19 protein-coding genes are annotated in these 20,178 nt (G+C 57.1%); 5 read left to right on the top strand and 14 right to left on the bottom strand.

Features of this window, described 5'->3' with window-relative positions; all coding sequences use genetic code 11:
- The first annotated feature begins 546 nt into the window (after positions 1-546).
- Entirely contained in the window at positions 547-3,663 is a 3,117-nt protein-coding gene (gene rne / locus ACOTYH_RS02085) for a ribonuclease E (RefSeq protein ID WP_058689465.1), read from the top strand.
- Positions 3,664-3,703: 40 nt separating this feature from the next.
- Here the strand turns inward: rne and ACOTYH_RS02090 are convergent, their stop codons facing one another.
- Entirely contained in the window at positions 3,704-4,657 is a 954-nt protein-coding gene (locus ACOTYH_RS02090) for a LysR family transcriptional regulator (RefSeq protein ID WP_032671510.1), read from the bottom strand.
- A gap of 94 nt (positions 4,658-4,751) precedes the next feature.
- Between ACOTYH_RS02090 and ACOTYH_RS02095 the strand changes: the two genes are divergently transcribed.
- Entirely contained in the window at positions 4,752-5,963 is a 1,212-nt protein-coding gene (locus tag ACOTYH_RS02095; RefSeq protein WP_421637527.1) for an MFS transporter, read from the top strand.
- A gap of 75 nt (positions 5,964-6,038) precedes the next feature.
- Here ACOTYH_RS02095 and flgL read toward each other — a convergent pair whose 3' ends face one another.
- From flgL to flgB, 11 genes are all read right to left on the bottom strand, one after another.
- Positions 6,039-6,992, bottom strand: a complete 954-nt coding sequence (gene flgL, locus ACOTYH_RS02100; protein WP_032670130.1) for a flagellar hook-associated protein FlgL — start codon at positions 6,990-6,992, stop codon at positions 6,039-6,041.
- A 16-nt stretch (positions 6,993-7,008) separates the two neighbouring features.
- On the bottom strand, positions 7,009-8,649 hold the full coding sequence (gene flgK / locus ACOTYH_RS02105) for a flagellar hook-associated protein FlgK (protein ID WP_017384731.1): 1,641 nt from the start codon (positions 8,647-8,649) through the stop codon (positions 7,009-7,011).
- Between the two features lie 75 nt (positions 8,650-8,724).
- Entirely contained in the window at positions 8,725-9,678 is a 954-nt protein-coding gene (gene flgJ, locus ACOTYH_RS02110; RefSeq protein ID WP_017384732.1) for a flagellar assembly peptidoglycan hydrolase FlgJ, read from the bottom strand.
- Positions 9,679-10,776: a flagellar basal body P-ring protein FlgI gene (locus ACOTYH_RS02115; protein WP_017384733.1), complete on the bottom strand. Its 1,098-nt coding sequence runs from the start codon at positions 10,774-10,776 to the stop codon at positions 9,679-9,681.
- 12 nt (positions 10,777-10,788) lie between these two features.
- On the bottom strand, positions 10,789-11,487 hold the full coding sequence (gene flgH / locus ACOTYH_RS02120; protein ID WP_003857987.1) for a flagellar basal body L-ring protein FlgH: 699 nt from the start codon (positions 11,485-11,487) through the stop codon (positions 10,789-10,791).
- A gap of 57 nt (positions 11,488-11,544) precedes the next feature.
- Positions 11,545-12,327, bottom strand: a complete 783-nt coding sequence (gene flgG, locus ACOTYH_RS02125) for a flagellar basal-body rod protein FlgG (RefSeq protein ID WP_421637528.1) — start codon at positions 12,325-12,327, stop codon at positions 11,545-11,547.
- Positions 12,328-12,338: 11 nt separating this feature from the next.
- Positions 12,339-13,094, bottom strand: coding sequence for a flagellar basal body rod protein FlgF (locus tag ACOTYH_RS02130; RefSeq protein ID WP_003857990.1), 756 nt, complete (start codon positions 13,092-13,094; stop codon positions 12,339-12,341).
- Between the two features lie 20 nt (positions 13,095-13,114).
- Entirely contained in the window at positions 13,115-14,323 is a 1,209-nt protein-coding gene (gene flgE, locus ACOTYH_RS02135) for a flagellar hook protein FlgE (RefSeq protein ID WP_015570832.1), read from the bottom strand.
- 26 nt (positions 14,324-14,349) lie between these two features.
- Positions 14,350-15,060 (bottom strand): flagellar hook assembly protein FlgD, encoded by a 711-nt coding sequence (flgD, locus tag ACOTYH_RS02140; protein ID WP_003857994.1) that lies wholly within the window; start codon positions 15,058-15,060, stop codon positions 14,350-14,352.
- Positions 15,061-15,071: 11 nt separating this feature from the next.
- On the bottom strand, positions 15,072-15,476 hold the full coding sequence (gene flgC, locus ACOTYH_RS02145) for a flagellar basal body rod protein FlgC (protein WP_003857997.1): 405 nt from the start codon (positions 15,474-15,476) through the stop codon (positions 15,072-15,074).
- A 3-nt stretch (positions 15,477-15,479) separates the two neighbouring features.
- Positions 15,480-15,896, bottom strand: a complete 417-nt coding sequence (gene flgB, locus ACOTYH_RS02150; RefSeq protein ID WP_003857999.1) for a flagellar basal body rod protein FlgB — start codon at positions 15,894-15,896, stop codon at positions 15,480-15,482.
- Positions 15,897-16,053: 157 nt separating this feature from the next.
- Here flgB and flgA point away from each other — a divergent pair, with 157 nt between their 5' ends.
- From flgA to flgN, 3 genes are all read left to right on the top strand, one after another.
- Positions 16,054-16,713 carry a flagellar basal body P-ring formation chaperone FlgA gene (gene flgA / locus ACOTYH_RS02155; protein WP_023296301.1) on the top strand — a complete coding sequence of 220 codons (660 nt, stop codon included), beginning with the start codon at positions 16,054-16,056 and terminating at the stop codon, positions 16,711-16,713.
- Between the two features lie 93 nt (positions 16,714-16,806).
- Positions 16,807-17,100 (top strand): flagellar biosynthesis anti-sigma factor FlgM, encoded by a 294-nt coding sequence (gene flgM, locus ACOTYH_RS02160; protein WP_003858002.1) that lies wholly within the window; start codon positions 16,807-16,809, stop codon positions 17,098-17,100.
- A gap of 4 nt (positions 17,101-17,104) precedes the next feature.
- The gene (flgN, locus tag ACOTYH_RS02165) at positions 17,105-17,530 is read left to right on the top strand and encodes a flagella biosynthesis chaperone FlgN (protein ID WP_003858003.1); all 426 of its coding nucleotides are present in this window, start codon (positions 17,105-17,107) and stop codon (positions 17,528-17,530) included.
- A gap of 59 nt (positions 17,531-17,589) precedes the next feature.
- On the opposite strand, the gene murJ is transcribed toward flgN, so the two are convergent.
- Positions 17,590-19,125, bottom strand: coding sequence for a murein biosynthesis integral membrane protein MurJ (murJ, locus tag ACOTYH_RS02170; RefSeq protein WP_023303424.1), 1,536 nt, complete (start codon positions 19,123-19,125; stop codon positions 17,590-17,592).
- Between the two features lie 129 nt (positions 19,126-19,254).
- The gene (locus tag ACOTYH_RS02175) at positions 19,255-20,178 is read right to left on the bottom strand and encodes a Gfo/Idh/MocA family protein (protein ID WP_062937658.1); all 924 of its coding nucleotides are present in this window, start codon (positions 20,176-20,178) and stop codon (positions 19,255-19,257) included.

The raw sequence follows: 20,178 nt of genomic DNA on the forward strand, positions 1-20,178 counted from the left end.
GACATTAGCGCCACTCATTTTTCTATGCTTATATTTACTTTTATCCGGACCACTCCCCTTTCGCGCAATCGATTTGGTGGTTATTAAACCAATCACCCCGTTGAAGTGAAGAAACTGTGAGTAACCGGGTGATAATTGGTAAAAGTCATCTTGCTATAACCCGGCGAGCAGTGGAATAATGAATCCGTTTTCCGCGTTAAATCCGGGTTTTGTAAGGATGTCGACGGAATGACCAATTTTGTCTGACCGATCATCCACGCAGCAATGGCGTAAGACGTATTGATCTTTCAGGCAGTTAGCGGGCTGCGGGTTGCAGTACTTCCCGGTATAAGGATTGTTCTCTGGAGAGTTTTCCCAGGCAATTCCCCTGATAATTGCGCTGTGTTTCCGTATGAAACACAGGCAACCGACACTCTGCGCCTCTTAAGCGAGCGACAACCGTGAGGTTGGCGACGTGAATAGACACGAGGCCATCGGTTCATACCCCGGAAAGCGTCACCTTGCCCGCAGCTTTGTCGTCAATGTAAGAATAACGAGTAAGTTACGATGAAAAGAATGTTAATCAACGCAACTCAGCAAGAAGAGTTGCGTGTCGCCCTTGTGGATGGGCAGCGCCTGTACGATCTGGATATCGAAAGTCCTGGACACGAACAGAAAAAAGCGAACATTTACAAAGGCAAAATCACCCGCATTGAACCAAGCCTTGAAGCTGCATTTGTCGATTACGGTGCTGAGCGTCACGGTTTCCTTCCTCTCAAAGAAATCGCCCGCGAATATTTTCCTGCAAACTACAACTCCCATGGCCGTCCGAACATTAAAGATGTTCTGCGTGAAGGTCAGGAAGTTATCGTCCAGATCGATAAAGAAGAGCGTGGCAACAAAGGTGCCGCACTGACCACCTTTATCAGCCTGGCAGGAAGCTATCTGGTATTGATGCCAAACAACCCGCGTGCGGGTGGCATCTCTCGCCGTATCGAAGGCGATGACCGTACCGAGCTGAAAGAAGCGCTGGCAAGTCTCGAGCTGCCAGACGGCATGGGCCTTATCGTGCGCACCGCAGGCGTCGGCAAATCTGCCGAAGCGTTGCAGTGGGACCTGAGCTTCCGTCTGAAGCACTGGGAAGCCATCAAGAAAGCGGCTGAGAGCCGTCCTGCTCCGTTCCTGATCCACCAGGAAAGCAACGTTATTGTGCGTGCCTTCCGTGATTATCTACGTCAGGACATCGGTGAAATTCTGATTGATAACCCGAAAGTGCTTGAGCTGGCTCGCCAGCACATCGCCGCGCTGGGTCGCCCGGATTTCACCAGCAAAATTAAACTGTACACCGGTGAAATCCCGCTGTTCAGCCACTATCAGATTGAATCCCAGATCGAGTCTGCCTTCCAGCGTGAAGTGCGTCTGCCGTCCGGCGGTTCTATCGTAATTGATACCACCGAAGCGCTGACCGCTATCGACATCAACTCCGCGCGTGCAACCCGCGGCGGCGACATCGAAGAGACCGCCTTCAACACCAACCTTGAAGCCGCTGATGAAATCGCCCGCCAGCTCCGCCTGCGCGACCTGGGTGGTCTGATTGTTATCGACTTCATCGACATGACCCCGGTTCGCCATCAGCGTGCGGTTGAAAACCGTCTGCGTGAAGCGGTGCGCCAGGATCGCGCACGTATCCAGATTAGCCATATCTCGCGCTTCGGCCTGCTGGAAATGTCCCGTCAGCGTCTGAGCCCGTCACTCGGCGAGTCCAGCCATCACGTCTGCCCGCGCTGTTCCGGTACGGGTACCGTGCGTGACAATGAATCGCTCTCCCTCTCTATTCTGCGTCTGATTGAAGAAGAAGCGCTGAAAGAGAACACCAAAGAGGTTCACGCCATCGTTCCGGTGCCGATTGCCTCCTACCTGCTGAACGAAAAACGTGCAGCGGTAAGCGCAATCGAAGCGCGTCAGGGCGGTGTTCGCTGCATCATCGTGCCAAACGACGAGATGCAAACCCCGCACTATCACGTGCTGCGCGTGCGTAAAGGCGAAGAGACAAGCACCCTCAGCTACCTGCTACCGAAGCTGCATGAAGAAGAAATGGCGCTGCCATCGGATGAAGAGCCTGCCGAGCGTAAACTGCCTGAGCAGCCTGCATTAGCAACCTTCATCATGCCGGAAGCCCCGCCGGAAGCGACGCTGGAAAAACCAGCGGCAAAACCTGCCGTGCAAAAGGCGGCCCCTGCCGCGCCAAAAGCGCAGCCTGAGCAGCCGGGTCTCCTGAGCCGCATCTTCGGCGCGTTGAAAAAAATGTTTGCTGGCGAAGAAGTTCAGCCTGAGCAGCCGAAAGAAGCGCCAAAAGAAGCGAAACCAGAGCGTCAGCAGGACCGTCGTAAGCGTCAGAACAATCGTCGCGATCGTAATGACCGCAACGACCGTAGCGATCGTAACGAGCGCCGTGATAATCGTTCCGAGAACAACGAAGGTCGTGAACAACGCGAGGACAACCGTCGCAACCGTCGCGAGAAGCAACAGCAGAACGTTGAAGATCGTGAGATTCGCCAGCAGGCGGGCGATGAGTCCGAGAAGAGCAAACAGCGTGACGAGCAGCAGCCTCGCCGCGAGCGTAACCGTCGTCGTAACGACGAGAAACGCCAGGCCCAGCAGGAAGTCAAAAACCTGAACCGCGAAGCGCCTGTTGAACAGCAGGACACGGAGCAGGAAGAGCGTACTCAGGTTATGCCGCGTCGTAAGCAGCGTCAGCTGACCCAGAAAGTACGTGTGGGTGCTGTTCAGACGGAAGAAAACGACGTTATCGCGGTTGAAGCAGCAGAAAGCACAACGGGTACCCAGGTCGCGAAAGTTGACCTGCCAGCCGTAGTGGAAAATCAGGTTGAGCAGGACGAAAGCAGCGAAAACCGTGACAACGCAGGTATGCCGCGTCGCTCCCGTCGTTCTCCGCGTCACCTGCGCGTGAGCGGCCAGCGTCGTCGTCGCTACCGTGACGAGCGTTACCCGACTCAGTCGCCAATGCCGCTGACCGTGGCGTGCGCGTCACCTGAGATGGCATCCGGTAAAGTCTGGATCCGTTATCCGGTTGCTCGCCCGGAGCAGGCTGTTGAAGAACAGGCTGTGACCGAAGAGGTGATTGCACCGGTAGCAGCGGTGGAAGACGTCGTGACTGAAGCGGCAACCGTGGTTGAACCGCAGGTTGTTGACACGGCGGCACCGCAGGCTGTGGAAGTGGAAACGAACCATCCTGAAGTCATTGCTGCGCCGGTTGATGCCGCCCCGCAGATCATTGCCGAAGAAGATACCGTGGTGGCTGAAGAAGTCGCGGAGGAAGCTGAACCAGTCTCCGCAGCAGAAGAGCCCGCAGACGTTGCCGTCGAAACGGTGACGGAAGAGGTTGTTCAGGACGTCGAGATTCAGGTTGAGCCTGTTGTCGAAGAGGTCAAAGAGGCTGAAGTGAAATCCGAGCCGGTTGAGGTCGTTGCCGCTCCAGCGCCTGCTCACGTTGCTACCGCGCCGATGACTCGCGCCCCGGCACCTGAGTATGTACCTGAAGCGCCACGCCATAGCGACTGGGTTCGTCCGGCATTCAACTTCGAAGGCAAAGGTGCTGCCGGTGGTCACAGTGCAACGCACATGGCTACTGCGCCAGCGACCCGTCCTCAGCCTGTTGAATAACGCACGCTAAGACTGAAAGCCGACCTTCGGGTCGGCTTTTTTATGGCTGTTGCAGGGGCTTTCTCATTCCGGTGACCTCCGGCATTATCTGCCGCATCAGCTCCAGAAAACGCCGCAAGCGCGCCGGATAATAACGAGACCAGGGGTAAACCAGATGTACCGGTAACGCTGCCGGCTGCCACTCTGGCAGTAGATGCACCAGTCTTCCTTCCTGAATATCATCCTGTACTGTCCAGCTGGATACCACCGCCACGCCCAGCCCGGTGAGTGCCGTATTGCGCGCCACATACAGGCTGTCGGTACTCAGCCGTGGCGTAATGGTAACCCGCGCCGGGGCAGATGATGCATCGTGGAAAAGCTCCACATGGCGTTGATAAAAAGAGCTGATGGCAATCCAGGGAAGCTGCTGCAAATCTTCCGGCGTTTTAACCGCGGGATAACGGGCCAGTAATTCCGGTGAAGCCACCACCGAGCGCGGCACTTCAGCCAGCAGCACGGACACGGTTGCCGGATCGACTTCCACACCCACCCGAATAGCACAGTCAAGGTTGTCGCCGAGGAAATCAACCGAGCGATCGTTGAGCATCCACTCTACAGAAAGCTGGGGATAGCGCTGTAAAAATTCGGTTAACGGTTTCAGAAGCTGATCCTGGCCAAACGCGTGCGGGGCGCGCACCCTCAGCACCCCAACCGGTTCATCTTCCGTCTGCCCTACCTCGTCTTCCAGCGCCAGCCAGCTGTCAATCACCCGTCGGGCATGCTGATAGCAGCGTTCGCCGTCATCGGTCAGCCGGGTCGTATGGGTTGTGCGCAGCATCAGGCGTACTCCCAGCATGGTCTCAAGCGACTGCAACCGTCGGCTCACCGTGGCCTGGGTTGTTGCCAGCTGACGTGCCGCCGCAGAAAGAGACCCCGCCTCCACAATGCGAACAAACGTTCGCATCAGTTCTACCCGATCTATACGCTCAGACCTTTTCATACCATTTTTACCCATACGCCACACGTATAAGCGTTTTACCACCGCGCCCGCTACCGTCACAAGGCGTACTGATAAAAAATAGCCGCACACGACGAATGAGGTACATCTTATGAACACAACCACCACCCGGGCAGTAAGCCGCTGGGTAATCTTAATGCTGGCGCTCGGTGCGGGCTTTAGCGTGGCATCCATCTATTATGCCCAGCCTCTGCTGCCGCTGATGGGCTCAGACCTGCATCTGAGCATCGAAGGCATGGGCATGGTCCCGACGCTCACCCAGGCGGGTTATGCCCTGGGCATCCTGTTTCTGCTCCCGCTCGGCGATCGTCATGACCGCAGAACGCTGATCCTGATAAAAAGTGCGGCCCTGGCGCTGTTCCTGCTGGGTTGTAGCCTGACCGGACAACTGCACTCCCTGCTGCTCACCAGCCTGCTGATTGGCATGGCCGCCACCATGGCGCAGGATATTGTCCCGGCCGCAGCGATCCTCGCGCCGGAAGGTAAACAGGGAAAAACGGTCGGCACGGTGATGACCGGCCTGCTGCTGGGGATTTTGCTCTCCAGAACCGTCAGCGGCGTGGTCGGTGAAGCCTTTGGCTGGCGGGTGATGTATCAGCTGGCTGCTGCAAGCATTGCCTTTGTCGGCGTGGTGATGTGGGCCGTACTCCCACGTTTTGCTATTCACTCCACGCTGAGCTATCCCGCGCTGATGCGTTCCATGAAGCACCTGTGGCGTCGTTACCCGGCACTGCGTCGCGCGGCGCTGGCCCAGGGTTTTCTGTCGATTGCCTTTAGCGCATTCTGGTCAACGCTGGCGGTCATGCTGCTGGAACGGTATCACCTTGGCAGTGCCATAGCGGGTGGATTTGGTATTGCCGGAGCCGCTGGCGCGCTGGCCGCACCGCTGGCGGGTGGTCTTGCCGATAAGCTGGGCGCCGGTAAAGTGACCCAGCTGGGTGCCGCGCTGGTGACCCTCTCGTTTGCCCTGATGTTCCTGATGCCGGCACTGGGTGTACACGGTCAGTTGATCCTGATTGCCCTCTCAGCGGTCGGTTTCGATCTCGGCTTGCAGTCCAGCCTCGTGGCCCACCAGAACCTGGTCTACAGCCTTGAGCCGCAGGCCCGCGGACGCCTGAACGCCCTGCTGTTTACCGTCATTTTCATCGGAATGGCGCTGGGCTCGGCATTAGGCAGCAATATCTATACGCTGGCAGGCTGGTCTGGCGTGGTGGCTCTGGCAACCCTGTGTGGTGCCATTGCGCTGGCTATCAGAGTGATTGAAAGCGCCCGGGTGCTGTCCGCACAGGCAGAAAGTGTGTAAAAAAAATGCCCAACCCGGACGGGTTGGGCAGTCAAAACATGCCCAGTTTCAAGACATGTCAAACAGGTCAGAGTCTTATTTGTTCATCTGGAACAAAGACATACCCTGCATATCGCTAAAGGCTTTATACGAGGCCTGCAACGCCGCCTGCTGCATGGTGTAGGACGAAATCACCGAGTTCCAGTCCACGTCAACCAGGTTACTCATCTGCTGCGTCTGACCCAGCGCGCGGTCTTCACCCAGAGCGTCCAGCTTGCCCAGCTCATCCAGCTTGATGCCGAGGTCGGCGCGCACGGTCAGCACGTTGTTGAGGGAGTTGCTCAGGCCACGGTTGGCTTTATCAATAGCCGCCGTAAACGCCTCGGCTTTCGTTTCGTCCTCCCCAATTGGCTTATTCAGCGCTTCAATTGCGGCGTCGAGGATCTTGAACAAATTCGTTTCCGGCGCACTACCATCTGGCTCTGGCTTGGCATTGCTGGTGAAGCTATCGAAAACTTCAGTGCCCGTATGGCTAATTTGCATCGTGCGCGCGGAGTCAACCTGCTGGCTGATTGGCGTTCCGCCGCCCTTATAATCACCCGTCGCCTGGTCGAAAGCCGCCGCTTCGGTCTTGTAACCGGAAAAAATATAGCGACCGTTACCGTCCGTGCTGTTAGCCAGGTTCATGAGCTGATCGCGAATACCTTGCAGGTTCGTGGCCAGCGAAGCGCGGTCATCGTCACTTAACGTACCGTTGCCCGCATTGACAATCTTTTCCTGAGCAGCCTGGATAGCGGTTGTCACTTGCGATAACACGTTCTCTTCCAGCGAGACTTTCGTCGTAGCGAAGGAGCGCGCCAGCGCATACTGGCTGTTTTGCGTTTGAGCCTGAGAGAGCACAACGGCCTGCGAGGCGGCAATCGGATCGTCAGACGGACGGTTGATGCGCTTCCCCGTAGACATCTGCTCGCCGTAGCTGAGCCAGAGGCTTTGGGAGTTCGTCACGCCGCGCATGCTTTGCTCATACATCATTTGAGTACTAATACGCATTTTTTATGCCTCAGCCTTAGCGGATATTGATCAATGCATCAAACAGCGTGCTCGCCGTTTGCAGCACCTGCGCATTCGCCAGATAGTACTGCTGATAGCGTTGCAGGTTGCCATACTCTTCATCCAGGTTAACCCCGGAGATTGACTGCTGTTGTTTGGTCAGCTGCGTCACCACGTTGACTTTGGTTTCGCTGCTGGTTTTCAGCGACGCCGTGGTGCTGCCCACCGTACTGACCAGCGCGGCATAAGCATCGTTAAAGGTTTTGTTCCCTCCCACCAATTTGGCGCTCTGTAAATCCAGCAGCTTCTGGCCATTGGTATTGTCGCTTTCGCCGCTTCCTTTCGCGGAGGCCATCGCCAGTTTGGATTCGTCGCTGATCGCTACGTCCATATTCACAATGACGTCATTCACCGGTTTGACGATGAAACTGTCTTTATTATCGGCTGAGCCGCTAATCTTAACGTTGAGACCATCAAACGACAGATTACCGCTGGCGTCAGGCTTGGCCGTGAAGCTGGTATTGTCCGACAGACGCGTGATTGTCCAGTCAGTACCGTTGTACTCAACTTTATAGTTTGTCGCCTGAACCTTTGTACTGTCCGTCATCGTGGCCGTAACGGACGCGCTTCCGGTGTTTTTACCGTTACTCAGCACTGCCGGAGAGCCAAAATCAAACAGCTTGCCGCCTGCATCCCCGTTGGCATCAAAGCCAGCCTGGTGCTGGGTATTCATGGCATCCGCAAACGCCAGCGCCATCTGGTTAAGGGTGTTTCGCGCCTGATCCAGATCCTGAGAACGGAACGTTAACAGCCCCCCAAGCGACCCCGTGGTGATCTGTTTTTCTGAGATCTCCACGTTGCCCGCTGCGGTATCCACATACGCAATTGTTGTACGCGCTGGGTCCGCACTGGATTTCACCGCCGCCAGCTGGCTGGCGTTGCTGCCCTGTACCAGGGTGTAACCGTTGGCGATAGAGATGTTGTAGGTGCCGCTGTCCTGTACGGTGACGTCCACACCGACAATCTTGTTCAGTTCACTCACCAGCTGATCGCGCTGATCGAGCAGTTCATTCGGGGATGCGCCCGCACCGACGCCAGTCAGCCGGGAGATCTGATCGTTAAGATTGGCAATCTGTTTCGCGTAGTTATTGATCTGATCGACGCTGGTAGAAATCGCCGTATTGACCTGCGCATCCTGATCGCGGAGATATTGATCGTTGGTTTTAAACTGGTTTACCAGACCATCCGCCTTCCCGAGTACCGTCTGGCGAGCAGCCGGATCTTCTGCGTTACTCACCAGCGTTTGCAGGCTTTTAAAGAAATCCTGGAGGTTGGCAGAAAGCGAGTTCGTGGTATCAGAAAGCACGTCGTCAATTTTTGACATCTGCTGGTAGCGCGTGGTCAGCCCACTGCTCTGGTTCTGCGCCGCGCGCAGCTGGTTGGTGATAAACGCATCATATTCACGCTGAACACCGGAGACATAGACCCCGTTACCCACCCAGCCACCGCCGGTCAGGGTGCTGTTTGATGCCCCCAGAATGGTGGTCTGGCGGGTATAACCTGCCACGTTGTAGCTTGAAATATTATTACTGACGGTATTGAGTGCCGACTGCGCAGCACTGAGGCCACTCATGGCGCTGTTAATCAAACTGGACATGGGGGTTCCTTTTATACGTTCAGACACGAGTCCTGATGAAGGTTATCGGCAACCTCCACCGGGACTTGAGAACTTTCAGAACAGATTTTCGAGATCTGTGCTATACGCTTTGCTGACCTTCTCAGACATGGATTTCAGCTGCTGGATCATGCTGGTCAGCTTGCGCGCATAGTTTGGATCGGTCGCGTAGCCAGCATTCTGCAATGCCTGAGCGCCCTGCTCTGGCGTGGCGGCCTGGGTCACGGCGGTGTAGCGCGGATTCCGGCTCAGCAGCCCGACATAATCCGACAACGCTTCCAGATACGAGCTGTAGACGCGGAATTTGGCTTTCACCTTCACTGCCGCACCGTTCTCATATTCGGTGGTGGTGATCTCGGTGGTCGGCCCTTTCCAGCTGGAGGTGGCCTTCACGCCAAAGATGTTGAAGCTCGGCTCACCGTTCTCCCTGCGGATCTGACGTTGCCCCCAGCCCGACTCCAGCGCCGCCTGCGCCAGAATCAGATGGTGCGGCACGCCGCTCTCTTCACTGGCAAGACGCGCCGGCAGGGAGAGCTGCGCCAGGAAGTCTTTGCTGTCGCCGGAGAGCGGCTCGTCACGCGTTTCTGCCGGCTTCGGCATCGCCTTACGCACCATCTGCGTCAGCGCCTGATTTTGATAACTGGTCACCTTTTCGAGATCAAACTTCAGCGGCACCTGCGGCGGGGCCTCTTCAGGCGGGAGCCCCTGAGCGGCTGCGGTCTGCTTCACGATCATGTCCGCCAGGCCGAGCCCCTTTCCGGCGGTCATTTGCTGGGCAATCTGCTGATCGTACATGCTGGTGTAAAGCCGCGTGGAATCACTGCTGAACATGCCATCTTTCGGCAGGGTTTCACGCATGCTTTTCAACATCATCTGTACGAACATGCCTTCCACCTGACGGGCAACCGGGCGGATATTCGCCGCCGGATCCTTGCCCGCTTTGGTTTTCAGCTCGTTGAGCGACTGGGCATCCCAGGCGGCACTGGTCAACAGTTTGCTATCGGTCAGCATTTAGATGATTTCCAGTCTGGCGCGCAGGCAGCCTGCACTTTGCATGGATTGCAGAATGGACATCAGATCCATTGGCGTTGCACCCAGCGCATTCAGAGCACGCACCACGCTGTTCAGGTTGGCGCTGGAGCGCACGCTCTGCAACGAACCGCCGCTCTGTCGCAAATCAATCTGCGTCTGCGGGGTCACTACCGTCTGACCGCCACCAAACGGGGTATCCGGCTGGCTGACGTTGGCCGAGCGGTTAACCGTGACGGAGAGATTGCCCTGCGCCACGGCGCAGCTGTCCAGCGTCACTTCGCGGTTCATCACCACCGAGCCGGTACGGGAGTTGATAATGACTTTCGCATCCTGCACCGGCACGTTCACTTCCATATTCTGGATATCGGCCAGCAACCGCACCTGGTTGCTGCTGCCGGTTGACGTGCGGATCTGCACGGTACGGGCATCCAGCGCGGTGGCGCTGCCGTAGCCCCGGCTGCGGTTGATGGTGTCAGCGATCTGCTGCGCCATCGTAAAGTCTTCGTTATTCAGTTGCAGGTTAATGGTGTTGCCGGTGCCGAACTGGGTCGGCAGCTCACGTTCGATGATCGCGCCGTTGGTAATACGTCCCCCGTTCAGCTGGTTCACCTGCACGCTGCTGCCACCCGCCGACGCGCCTGCTCCGCCAACCAGAATGTTGCCCTGCGCCAGAGCATACACCTGGCTGTCGACGCCTTTCAGCGGCGTCATCAACAGCGTACCGCCGCGCAGACTTTTGGCGTTACCCATCGACGAGACAACCACGTCGATGGTCTGCCCCTGACGCGCAAAGGCCGGATAAGACGCGGTCACCATCACGGCCGCCACGTTTTTCAGCTGCATGTTGGTCCCGGCCGGTACGGTAATACCGAGCTGCGAGAGCATGTTGTTCAGGCTCTGGGTGGTGAACGGCGTCTGGGTCGTCTGGTCACCCGTCCCATCCAGCCCCACCACCAGGCCGTAGCCAATCAGCGAGTTTTCGCGCACGCCCTGCACGCTGGTGAGATCGCGTATGCGATCGGCCTGCGCAACGGTAGCGACCAGCGACAGCGCCACGGCGAAGAGAAATTTATACATAGGTCACCTCGCTTACATCGGCGATAAGTTAAGGAAGAAGCGTTGCAGCCAGCCCATATTTTGCGCTTCGTTGATGTAGCCGTTGCCGACGTACTCAATGCGCGCATCCGCCACCTGGGTGGACGGTACGGTGTTGGTGCCGCTGATAGTGCGAGGGTTAACCACACCGGAGAAGCGAATGAATTCCGTACCCTGGTTAATGGCGATCTGTTTTTCGCCCACCACGTGCAGGTTGCCGTTCACCAGAACCTGATCAACTGTTACCGTCAACGTTCCGCTGAAGGTGTTGCTGGCGTTCGCGCCACCTTTACCGTTAAAGGTGTTGCCGCCGGAGGCTTCCACATCCGCACGGGCGTTGCCGAACAGCCCTTGCAGATAGCGCGGCACGGTGTCGAAGCCAAAATTGGTTTTGCCGTCGCGGCTGGCGTTCGCCGACGAGCTCTTACTCGCACTGACGTTTTCCTGCAACACAATGGTCAGCGTATCGCCAACGTTACGCGGACGACGGTCTTCAAACAGCGGCTGATAACCGTAGTTAATCGGCTGCGCGGTCTGGAAAATAGAGCCGTTCACCACCGGCGCGGGGCCGGGAACGGGTTGGGCGGTAGTCGCACCCTGTACCAATGGTTTAGACGGGATCCAGGCACACCCGCTGAGGGTGACGGCCAGAACAGTCAGGATCGGATAACGAAACGCCGCGTTTTTTTGCATTGCCTTCATCTTCGAAAACAGGGAGCCGGTGCGACGTTTACCGCACCGGGCTACACCTTAGAGTTGCGTCAGTTTTTGCAGCATCTGGTCGGTCGTCGACACTGCTTTACTGTTAATTTCATAGGCGCGCTGGACCTGGATCATATTCACCAGCTCTTCCGCCACGTTAACGTTCGAGGTTTCCACATACCCCTGATACAGCAGCCCCGCCCCGTTCAGGCCCGGGGTACTTTCATTTGGCGTGCCGGAAGACTGCGTTTCGGTGTAGAGGTTCTCGCCGATGCTTTCCAGTCCGGTATCGTTCATGAAGGTGGTCAGGTTGAGCTGTCCAACCTGGACCGACGCGGCCTGACCTTGCTGAGTGACGCTGACGATACCGTCACGACCAATGGTGATACTCAGCGCGTTCGCCGGTATGGTGATCGCAGGCTGAACCTGGAAACCGCCCGCCGTCACCAGCTGGCCGTTCTGATCCACCTGGAACGAACCATCGCGGGTATAGGCGGAGGTCCCGTCAGGCAGCTGCACCTGGAAGAAACCCTGACCTTTAATGGCAACGTCTTTACTGTTGTTGGTCTGGGACAGGTTGCCCTGGCTGTGCAGACGCTCGGTGGCGACCGGGCGCACGCCGGTACCAATTTGCAGACCGGACGGCAGCGTGGTTTGCTCAGAAGACTGCGCCCCTGGCTGACGAATCGTTTGATAAAGCAAATCTTCGAAAACCGCACGCTGGCGCTTGAAACCATTGGTGCTGACGTTTGCCAGGTTGTTGGCAATCACATCCATATTGGTTTGCTGTGCGTCCAGACCGGTTTTCGCGATCCATAAAGAACTGATCATAGGGAGTCCTGTTAACTCATAGCCAGAAGTTGGTTAGCCTTGCCTGCGTTTTCATCGACGCTGCTGATAATTTTCATCTGCATTTCGAAGCGGCGGGCGCTGGCGATCATGTCGGTCATGGCTTCGACCGGTTTGACGTTACTGCCTTCCAGCACGCCGGACATCACGCGGATGGTCGGGTCGGCCTGTAACGTGGCGCCACGCGTGGCCTGCGCCGCCTGGGTCAGACGGAACATCCCGTCATCGCCACGCTGCACTTCGTTGCCTTCCGCTTTCACCAGCTTCAGACGACCGACAGGCGCAACGGTGTTCGCCGGGTCGCCCGGATTTAACGCCGAGATGGTCCCGTCTGCCGCAATGGTCAGCTCGGACCCTTCCGGCACCGTCAACGGACCGGCTTCGCCCATCACCGGATGCCCCTGAATCGTCAGCTGCCCGGTGGCGCTTACCTGGATATTACCGTTGCGGGTATACCCTTCCCCGCCGTCCGCCGTTTGCACCGCCAGCCAGCCGTCCTGCTGAAGGGCAACGTCCAGCGGACGCGCGGTGTAATCCATCTGGCCTGGCGTCATGTCGGCGCCCGGCGTGGAGGCGGTGACCAGCGTACGCGTAGGCAATGACAGACCTTCTACCGGCACCGCACGCAGCGCGTTGAGCTGCGCACGAAAACCTGGCGTGGAGGCGTTTGCCAGGTTGCTGGCGGTAACAGCCTGCTGATTGAGCGTCTGGCTTGCTGCGCCCATCGCTGTATATATTGCGTGATCCATTGCGCTTTCCCGTCAGCTGCTTAACGCAGGTTAACCAGCGTGTTGAGGATCTGATCCTGGGTTTTGATGGTCTGCGCGTTGGACTGGTAGTTACGTTGCGCGACGATCATGTTCACCAGCTCTTTACTCAGATCGACGTTGGAGGCTTCCAGCGCGCCGTTAGTCAGCGTGCCGAAGTTACCGGAACCCGCGGTACCCAGCAGGGCAACACCGGAAGACTGCGTGGCAGACCAGACGTTATCCCCTTCGGATTTCAGGCCTTCGTTGTTGGCGAAGTTTGCCAGCACGATCTGGCCCAGCACCTGGGTCTGTTCGTTCGAATAGTTACCGACAACGGTACCGTCATCGTTGATCTGGTAGCTCACCAGATCGCCCGGCTTATAACCGTTCTGGCTCGTCGCCACGATGTTGTTCGCACCGGTGTTTTGCTGCATGGAGTTGGCGAAACTCATGTCAAACGTGGCTGGCGTCGCGCCCGGAACGGTGCCCGTTGTGATCTTGATATCATCGCCACCCGTCAGCACACCACTCTCGTTAAAGGTCAGCGTGGTTGCCAGTTTCGCTGCATCTCCCGCTACGCTGCCGTCCTGCGAATACACTTTCCAGGAGTTAGCTGGCGTCTCGTTTTTGACATAAAACAGGTTCATGTTGTGCGCATTACCCTGACTGTCAAACACCGTCACGGTGCCTTTCTTGTTGTAAGAGTCAGGGTTGGACGGATCGAAGGCGACGGTTGGCGCGGTATCGGTGGAGTTCAGGTTGATCTGCTGAGAGGCCGTGGTGGTGGACTTCGCCGCCATCAGCGTCGTTGGGATGGAGATCGCCTGCGGATTCGCACCGGTTTGCACCGTAGGCGGCGTGCCGGCAACCGGATAACCGGTTAACTGAAGCCCCTGCATGTTCACCAGGTTACGGTTTTCATCCAGCTTGAACTGGCCGTTGCGGCTGTAGAACACGGAACCGTTGGCATCCACCATACGGAAGAAACCGTTCTGGCTGATGGCGACGTCCAGACCGCGACCGGTGTTGGTGGTCGTCCCGTCGGTGAAGTCCTGGGTGATACCCGCAACCTTCACGCCCAGACCCACTTTAGAGCCTGCAAACATATCTGCAAAAGACGCAGAACCGGATTTAAAACCATAGGTCGCGGAGTTGGCGATGTTGTTGCCAATGACGTCCAGGTTGGTGGCCGCAGCATTCAGGCCGCTGACCGCTTGAGAAAAGGCCATGACTTACTCCTGATAAGTATTAAGGCTTAGATAATCTGCCGAACTTCGTCGAGTGTGGTGGTACCGGAGGTACCCAAATCCAGTTTGTTGCCATCGCTACCCTTGATGACGCCCTGAACCAGGGCAAACTGTAGCGGCTGAGCCACCAGCTGAGTGGTGCCGTTGCTGGCGCTAATCGCAACCTGATACGAGCCGTTAGGCGCTTTAGTGCCGTCGGTCAGGCTGCCATCCCAGGTAAAGGTATGAACGCCCGCTTTAAGCTCGCCAATCTCAATCGTGCGCACCACGTTGCCGCTGGCGTCTTTGATTGTGGCGGTGACTTTGTCGGCTGGCTGCTGCAACTCAACGCCAAACGGCGTCGTGGTGGTGGTGGACGTGCCATCGGTAGTGCTGGTGCCCGCCAGAATCGTGGTCCCCGGGATCATCACCCCGTGACCGATCAGGTTGGCGGCCTGCAAGGACTGGCTGTTATCGATTTGACCGGAGACCGAGCCGAGCGTGGTGTTCAGTTTCTCAATGCCGCTGACGGTACTGATCTGCGCAAGCTGCGTGGTCAGTTCGTTGTTCTGCATCGGATTGGTCGGGTCCTGATTTTTCAGCTGTGCCACCAGCAGGGTCAGAAAGCTGCTCTGTAAATCGGAGGCATTGCTCCCGGTGAGAGAGCTGGAACCGGTCGCACTGCTGGTGCTGTTGACGCCGGTATTTGTCGGGTCATTCACGTTTACGGCGATGGACATGCGTGTCTCCTTTACTGGCCGAGAGTGAGTGTTTTGAGCATCATGCTCTTCACGGTATTAAGCACTTCGACATTTGCCTGGTAACTGCGCGACGCGGACATGGAGTTCACCATCTCCCCGACCACATCCACGTTCGGCATTTTCACGTAGCCGCTGGCATCCGCGAGCGGGTTGCCAGGCTCGTAAACCAGCTTGTCGGGTGCCTGGCTCTCAACCACGTCCGCCACTTTTACGCCGCCCGTTGCCGCACCCGGTGCAGCATCAACCTGGAAGACAACCTGTTTAGCGCGATACGGTTGCCCGTCAGGGCCGGTCACGCTGTCGGCGTTGGCCAGGTTACTGGCGGCCACGTTCAGTCGTTTGGACTGCGCCGTTAATGCCGAACCGGCGATATCAAAAATATTCAGCAAGGCCATTTACTAATTGCCCCCCTGTAGGACGGTCATCATGCCTTTAATTTGCCCGCCGAGTAGCGTCAGACCTGTCTGGTATTGCAGGCTGTTATCGGCAAACTGTGTGCGCTCCCGGTCCATGTCGACGGTATTGCCATCAAGTGAGGGCTGATCGGGAATACGGTAAAGCAGGTCGGTCGTTGGCGCGGTCATCGCCTGAGCGGGAATATGACGTGAGGATGTCAGGGCCAGTGAGACACCCGTTCCTTCGGCACGTCCACGCTCCATCACTTTTTTGAGTTCACTGGAAAAATCAATATCGCGCGCCTGATACCCGGGGGTATCCGCGTTGGCGATATTGGCGGCTAAAATCTCCTGCCGCTGGGCGCGTAAATTGAGCGCTTCCTGCTGAAAACGTAACGCGGCGTCGAGTTTATCGAGCATGTCTCCTCCGCTGATGAGAAAATTTCAGTTCACAGCTTAAATCTCACCCCGTCTCCCCTATCGACGGAATAAGCGCAAAATGCGTCGCTATTTGTTGCGTTGATGGAAAACCACTGCGGGTAGAATTTGCTAAATTCTGGACATGGTGGAACGTGCGATGCGGACTTTTAAACGTGGCCTGGCGGCGACCCTACTGCTTTTAAGCCCTCTGGTGCAGGCTGAGGGGTTAGAAGACCAGCTCAATGCATTCTTTGCGCAGAAGCTGGCCGGTTTCAGCGATGACGTACGCGTGACCGTGCGCACCCCGCCTAACCTTTACCCTTCCTGCGAAGCCCCGTCATTTAGCGTGACCGGCAGCACCCGCTTATGGGGCAACGTGAACGTGCTGGCGCGTTGCGCCAACGAAAAACGCTATTTACAGGTTGCGGTTCAGGCGACGGGCAATTATGTTGTCGCCGCCGTTCCCATTCCCCGGGGCAGCCTGCTGCAACCTGACAGCGTAACGCTGAAGCGAGGCCGTCTGGATCAGCTTCCACCGCGGACGATGCTGGATATCAACCAGGCTCAGGAGGCGGTCAGCCTGCGCGATGTCGCTCCTGGACAGGCGATACAGCTATCCATGCTGCGCCAGGCGTGGCGGGTGAAAGCAGGACAACAGGTGATGGTGGTCGCCAATGGCGAAGGCTTTAGTATCAACAGTGAAGGAAAAGCGCTGAATAATGCCGCAGTGGCACAAAATGCCCGGGTCAGAATGTCCTCAGGCCAGGTGGTCAGCGGCACGGTCGGTCCTGATGGGAATATTCTGATTAACCTGTAATCTTTTTAAAGATTTCGCGGCGACTGCCGATAAATATTCAACAAATGATGATGTCAGGCGCAAACGCCGCGAACCCTCGATGAGGACAACACTATGAGCATTGATCGTACATCAGCCCTGAAGCCGGTTAGCACTGTACAACCTCGCGAAACGAATGAGGCTGCCCCGCAAAAAACGCGTCTGGAAAAAACGTCGACGGCTAACAGCACCAGCGTCACGCTGAGCGATGCGCAGTCGAAGCTGATGCAGCCAGGCAGCAGCGATATCAACATGGAACGTGTTGAAGCGCTGAAAACGGCTATCCGTAACGGCGAACTGAAAATGGATACCAGCAAAATCGCTGATGCGCTGATTCAGGACGCACAGAGTTTCCTCCAGAGTAACTAACCGTATGAGTCGACTGTCAGAAATACTGGATCAGATGACGGTGGTCCTGAACGACCTGAAAACGGTGATGGATGCAGAACAGCACCACCTCTCTTCTGGTCAAATCAACGGCAGCGCGTTGCAACGCATAACTGAAGATAAAAGCTCGCTGCTGGCGACCCTGGATTATCTGGAAAAACAGCGACGCGCTGAGCAAGACGCGAAACGCAGCGCCAATGATGAGATCAACGAACGCTGGCAGACCATTACAGAAAAAACCCAGCATCTTCGCGATCTCAACCAGCATAACGGCTGGCTGCTGGAAGGACAGATTATCCGTAATCAGCAGGCGCTTGAAGTGTTAAAGCCCTATAAAGAGCCGGGGCTGTACGGTGCGGATGGTCAGACGGCCACGGCACGTATCACGGGTGGGAAAAAGATTTCGATTTGACGCAGTAGCGGCACGTCATGAAGCGGGGAGCACCTTCTGGTGAACTCCCCTTTTGGCGTTTATACCGTGCGGCGGGTGAACTCTTTCACTTTGAAGCCAAGCACTGCCAGCGTGGCAAAGTACGCCACCACACCGACCACCACCACGGCCATCAGACGCATCAGGCGGTAAGGCATGGTGCCCTGCGCCCACTCAGGCATGACATACAACATGCCAACCAGCGCGGCCGCCATCACCACTACCGCAATCGCCAGACGCAGCAGGAAGCTTGCCCAGCCCGGCTGCGGTGTGAAGATATCCTGCTTGCGCAGCTGCCAGTACAGCAGCCCGGCGTTCAGACAGGCCGCCAGACCAATCGACAGTGACAGCCCCGCGTGTTTCAGCGGTCCAATAAACGCCAGGTTCATCAGCTGCGTCATGATCAGCGTCACAATGGCAATCTTAACCGGCGTTTTGATGTCCTGACGTGAATAGAAACCGGGCGCAAGCACCTTCACGACAATCAGCCCCATCAGCCCCACCGAGTAGGCTACGAGCGCACGCTGGGTCATGGCGGCATCAAAGGCGGTGAACTTTCCATACTGGAACAACGACACCGTCAGCGGTTTCGCCAGGATCCCCAGCGCCACCGCGCTTGGCAGCGCCAGCAGAAAACAGAGACGCAGGCCCCAGTCCATCAGGCGGCAGTATTCATCGTGGTTGCCGCTGGCGAAACTTTTCGACAGCGACGGCAGCAGAATAGTCCCCAGCGCCACGCCCAGCACCCCGGATGGAAACTCCATCAGACGATCGGCGTAGTACATCCAGGACACCGAGCCCGACACCAGGAAAGAGGCGAAGATGGTATTGATGATCAGCGAGATCTGGCTAACGGACACGCCGAGTATCGCCGGTCCCATCTGTTTGATAACGCGCATTGCGCCCGCATCTTTGAAATTAATGCGCGGCAGAACCAGCATGCCGATTTTTTTCAGGTGCGGAAGCTGGTAAGCAAGCTGTAACACGCCGCCGACGGTCACGGCCCAGGCCAGCGCCAGCACCGGTGGGTTAAAATGCGGCGCGGCGAACAGCGCAAAGCCAATCATGCTGACGTTGAGGAACGTGGGGGCAAAGGCCGGAACGGAGAAGCGGTTCCAGGTATTCAGGATGGCACCCACCAGCGACGCCAGCGAAATCAGCAGAATATAGGGGAAGGTTATACGCAGCAGTTGGGTGGTCAGGGTAAATTTATCCGCTGTGTCAGCAAAACCCGGCGCCGTCACCATGATCACCCAGGGCGCTGCCAGCATCCCCAGGACGGTCACGATCGCCAGCGCCAGCGTCAGTAATCCGGAAACGTAGGCCACAAAGACGCGGGTGGCATCTTCGCCCTGTTTGCTTTTATATTCTGCGAGGATCGGAACAAATGCCTGTGAAAAGGCCCCTTCGGCAAAAATACGGCGCAGCAGGTTTGGCAGCTTAAAGGCGACGAAAAAGGCGTCAGTCGCCATCCCGGCGCCAAAAACCCTTGCCACAATGGCATCGCGCGCAAAGCCAAGCACGCGGGAAAACATGGTCATCGAGCTGACGGCCGCCAGCGATTTTAATAAGTTCATTAACGTGAAGTTCCACAACCCTACGGATTTCCAGGACGGGCAAGCGTTAGCGCCACCCGGCAAAGCCAACAAGCGGCGCTTAGTCTAACCGGATTTCAACGAATTACTATCGGCAGATGTTACAACGCGTTATTCCGACATGGCTTCGCGCCAGAGTCGTTCCACAATGCGCTGCGCCAGAATAGCCTGCTCCCCGGACGTTTCAGGAACCGTCTGATTCTGCACGCAGGTGATGAAGTGACGCGCGCAGCCCACGAAGCCACGCTGCTCCAGGGTGCTTTGCCAGCCGGGAACCGGTAACGCGACCACGCCATTGCCCTTCTCTTCCCGCCACTCTCGCATATCGGTGACGTCATACAGCGCGCCATCCGTAACGGCCTGCACGGACTCGCGCTGGCTGCCCGCCCGACGATGCATGCTGGTCGTCACCTGCAAATGCTCAACGGCAAAATGATGTTCGGCGTAAACCATCTCACCCTGCTCGTTGGTCAGCAGCGTGCCGCTTTGCAGCTGGGCTTTTCCGTTACTCAGCCACAGGGCCGTATCCACGACGTGGAGATAATCATCCAGCAGCGTGAAGCGCAGGTCGTTAGGCCCCACGCTGTCGGTACGGTGCTTATCCATACGCAGAGAGGCGAACGAGCCGGACTGCGCTTTAAGCTGCTGATAGAGCGGCGCAAAACGGCGGTTGAAGCCGACCATCAGCGTCAGCTTTTTACGCGCGGCCAGCTCAATCAGTCGTTCAGCATCCTGTACATTTTCCGCCAGGGGTTTATCCACGCAGACGTGAACGCCTGCGTTCAGCAACTCGCTCACCACCTGGTAGTGCGTCGCGGTTGAGGTATGCACAAATACCGCATCACATTCACGGGCTAAATCCTGTAGCGAACCGGCATAAGGGATGCGCCAGGTTTTGCAGATGCGCTCTGCTTTCTCGCGGGTGGGCGACCACGCCCCTTGCAGCGTCCAGTCGGACGCGGCGCCTAAAACGGGCAGCCAGGCTTTTTGCGCAATCCCTCCCAGCCCCACAACACCAATGCGGAATGTTGTCAC

It is taken from the genome of Enterobacter cloacae complex sp. SHL001 (assembly GCF_049236825.1).
Lineage (GTDB): Bacteria > Pseudomonadota > Gammaproteobacteria > Enterobacterales > Enterobacteriaceae > Enterobacter > Enterobacter hormaechei_C.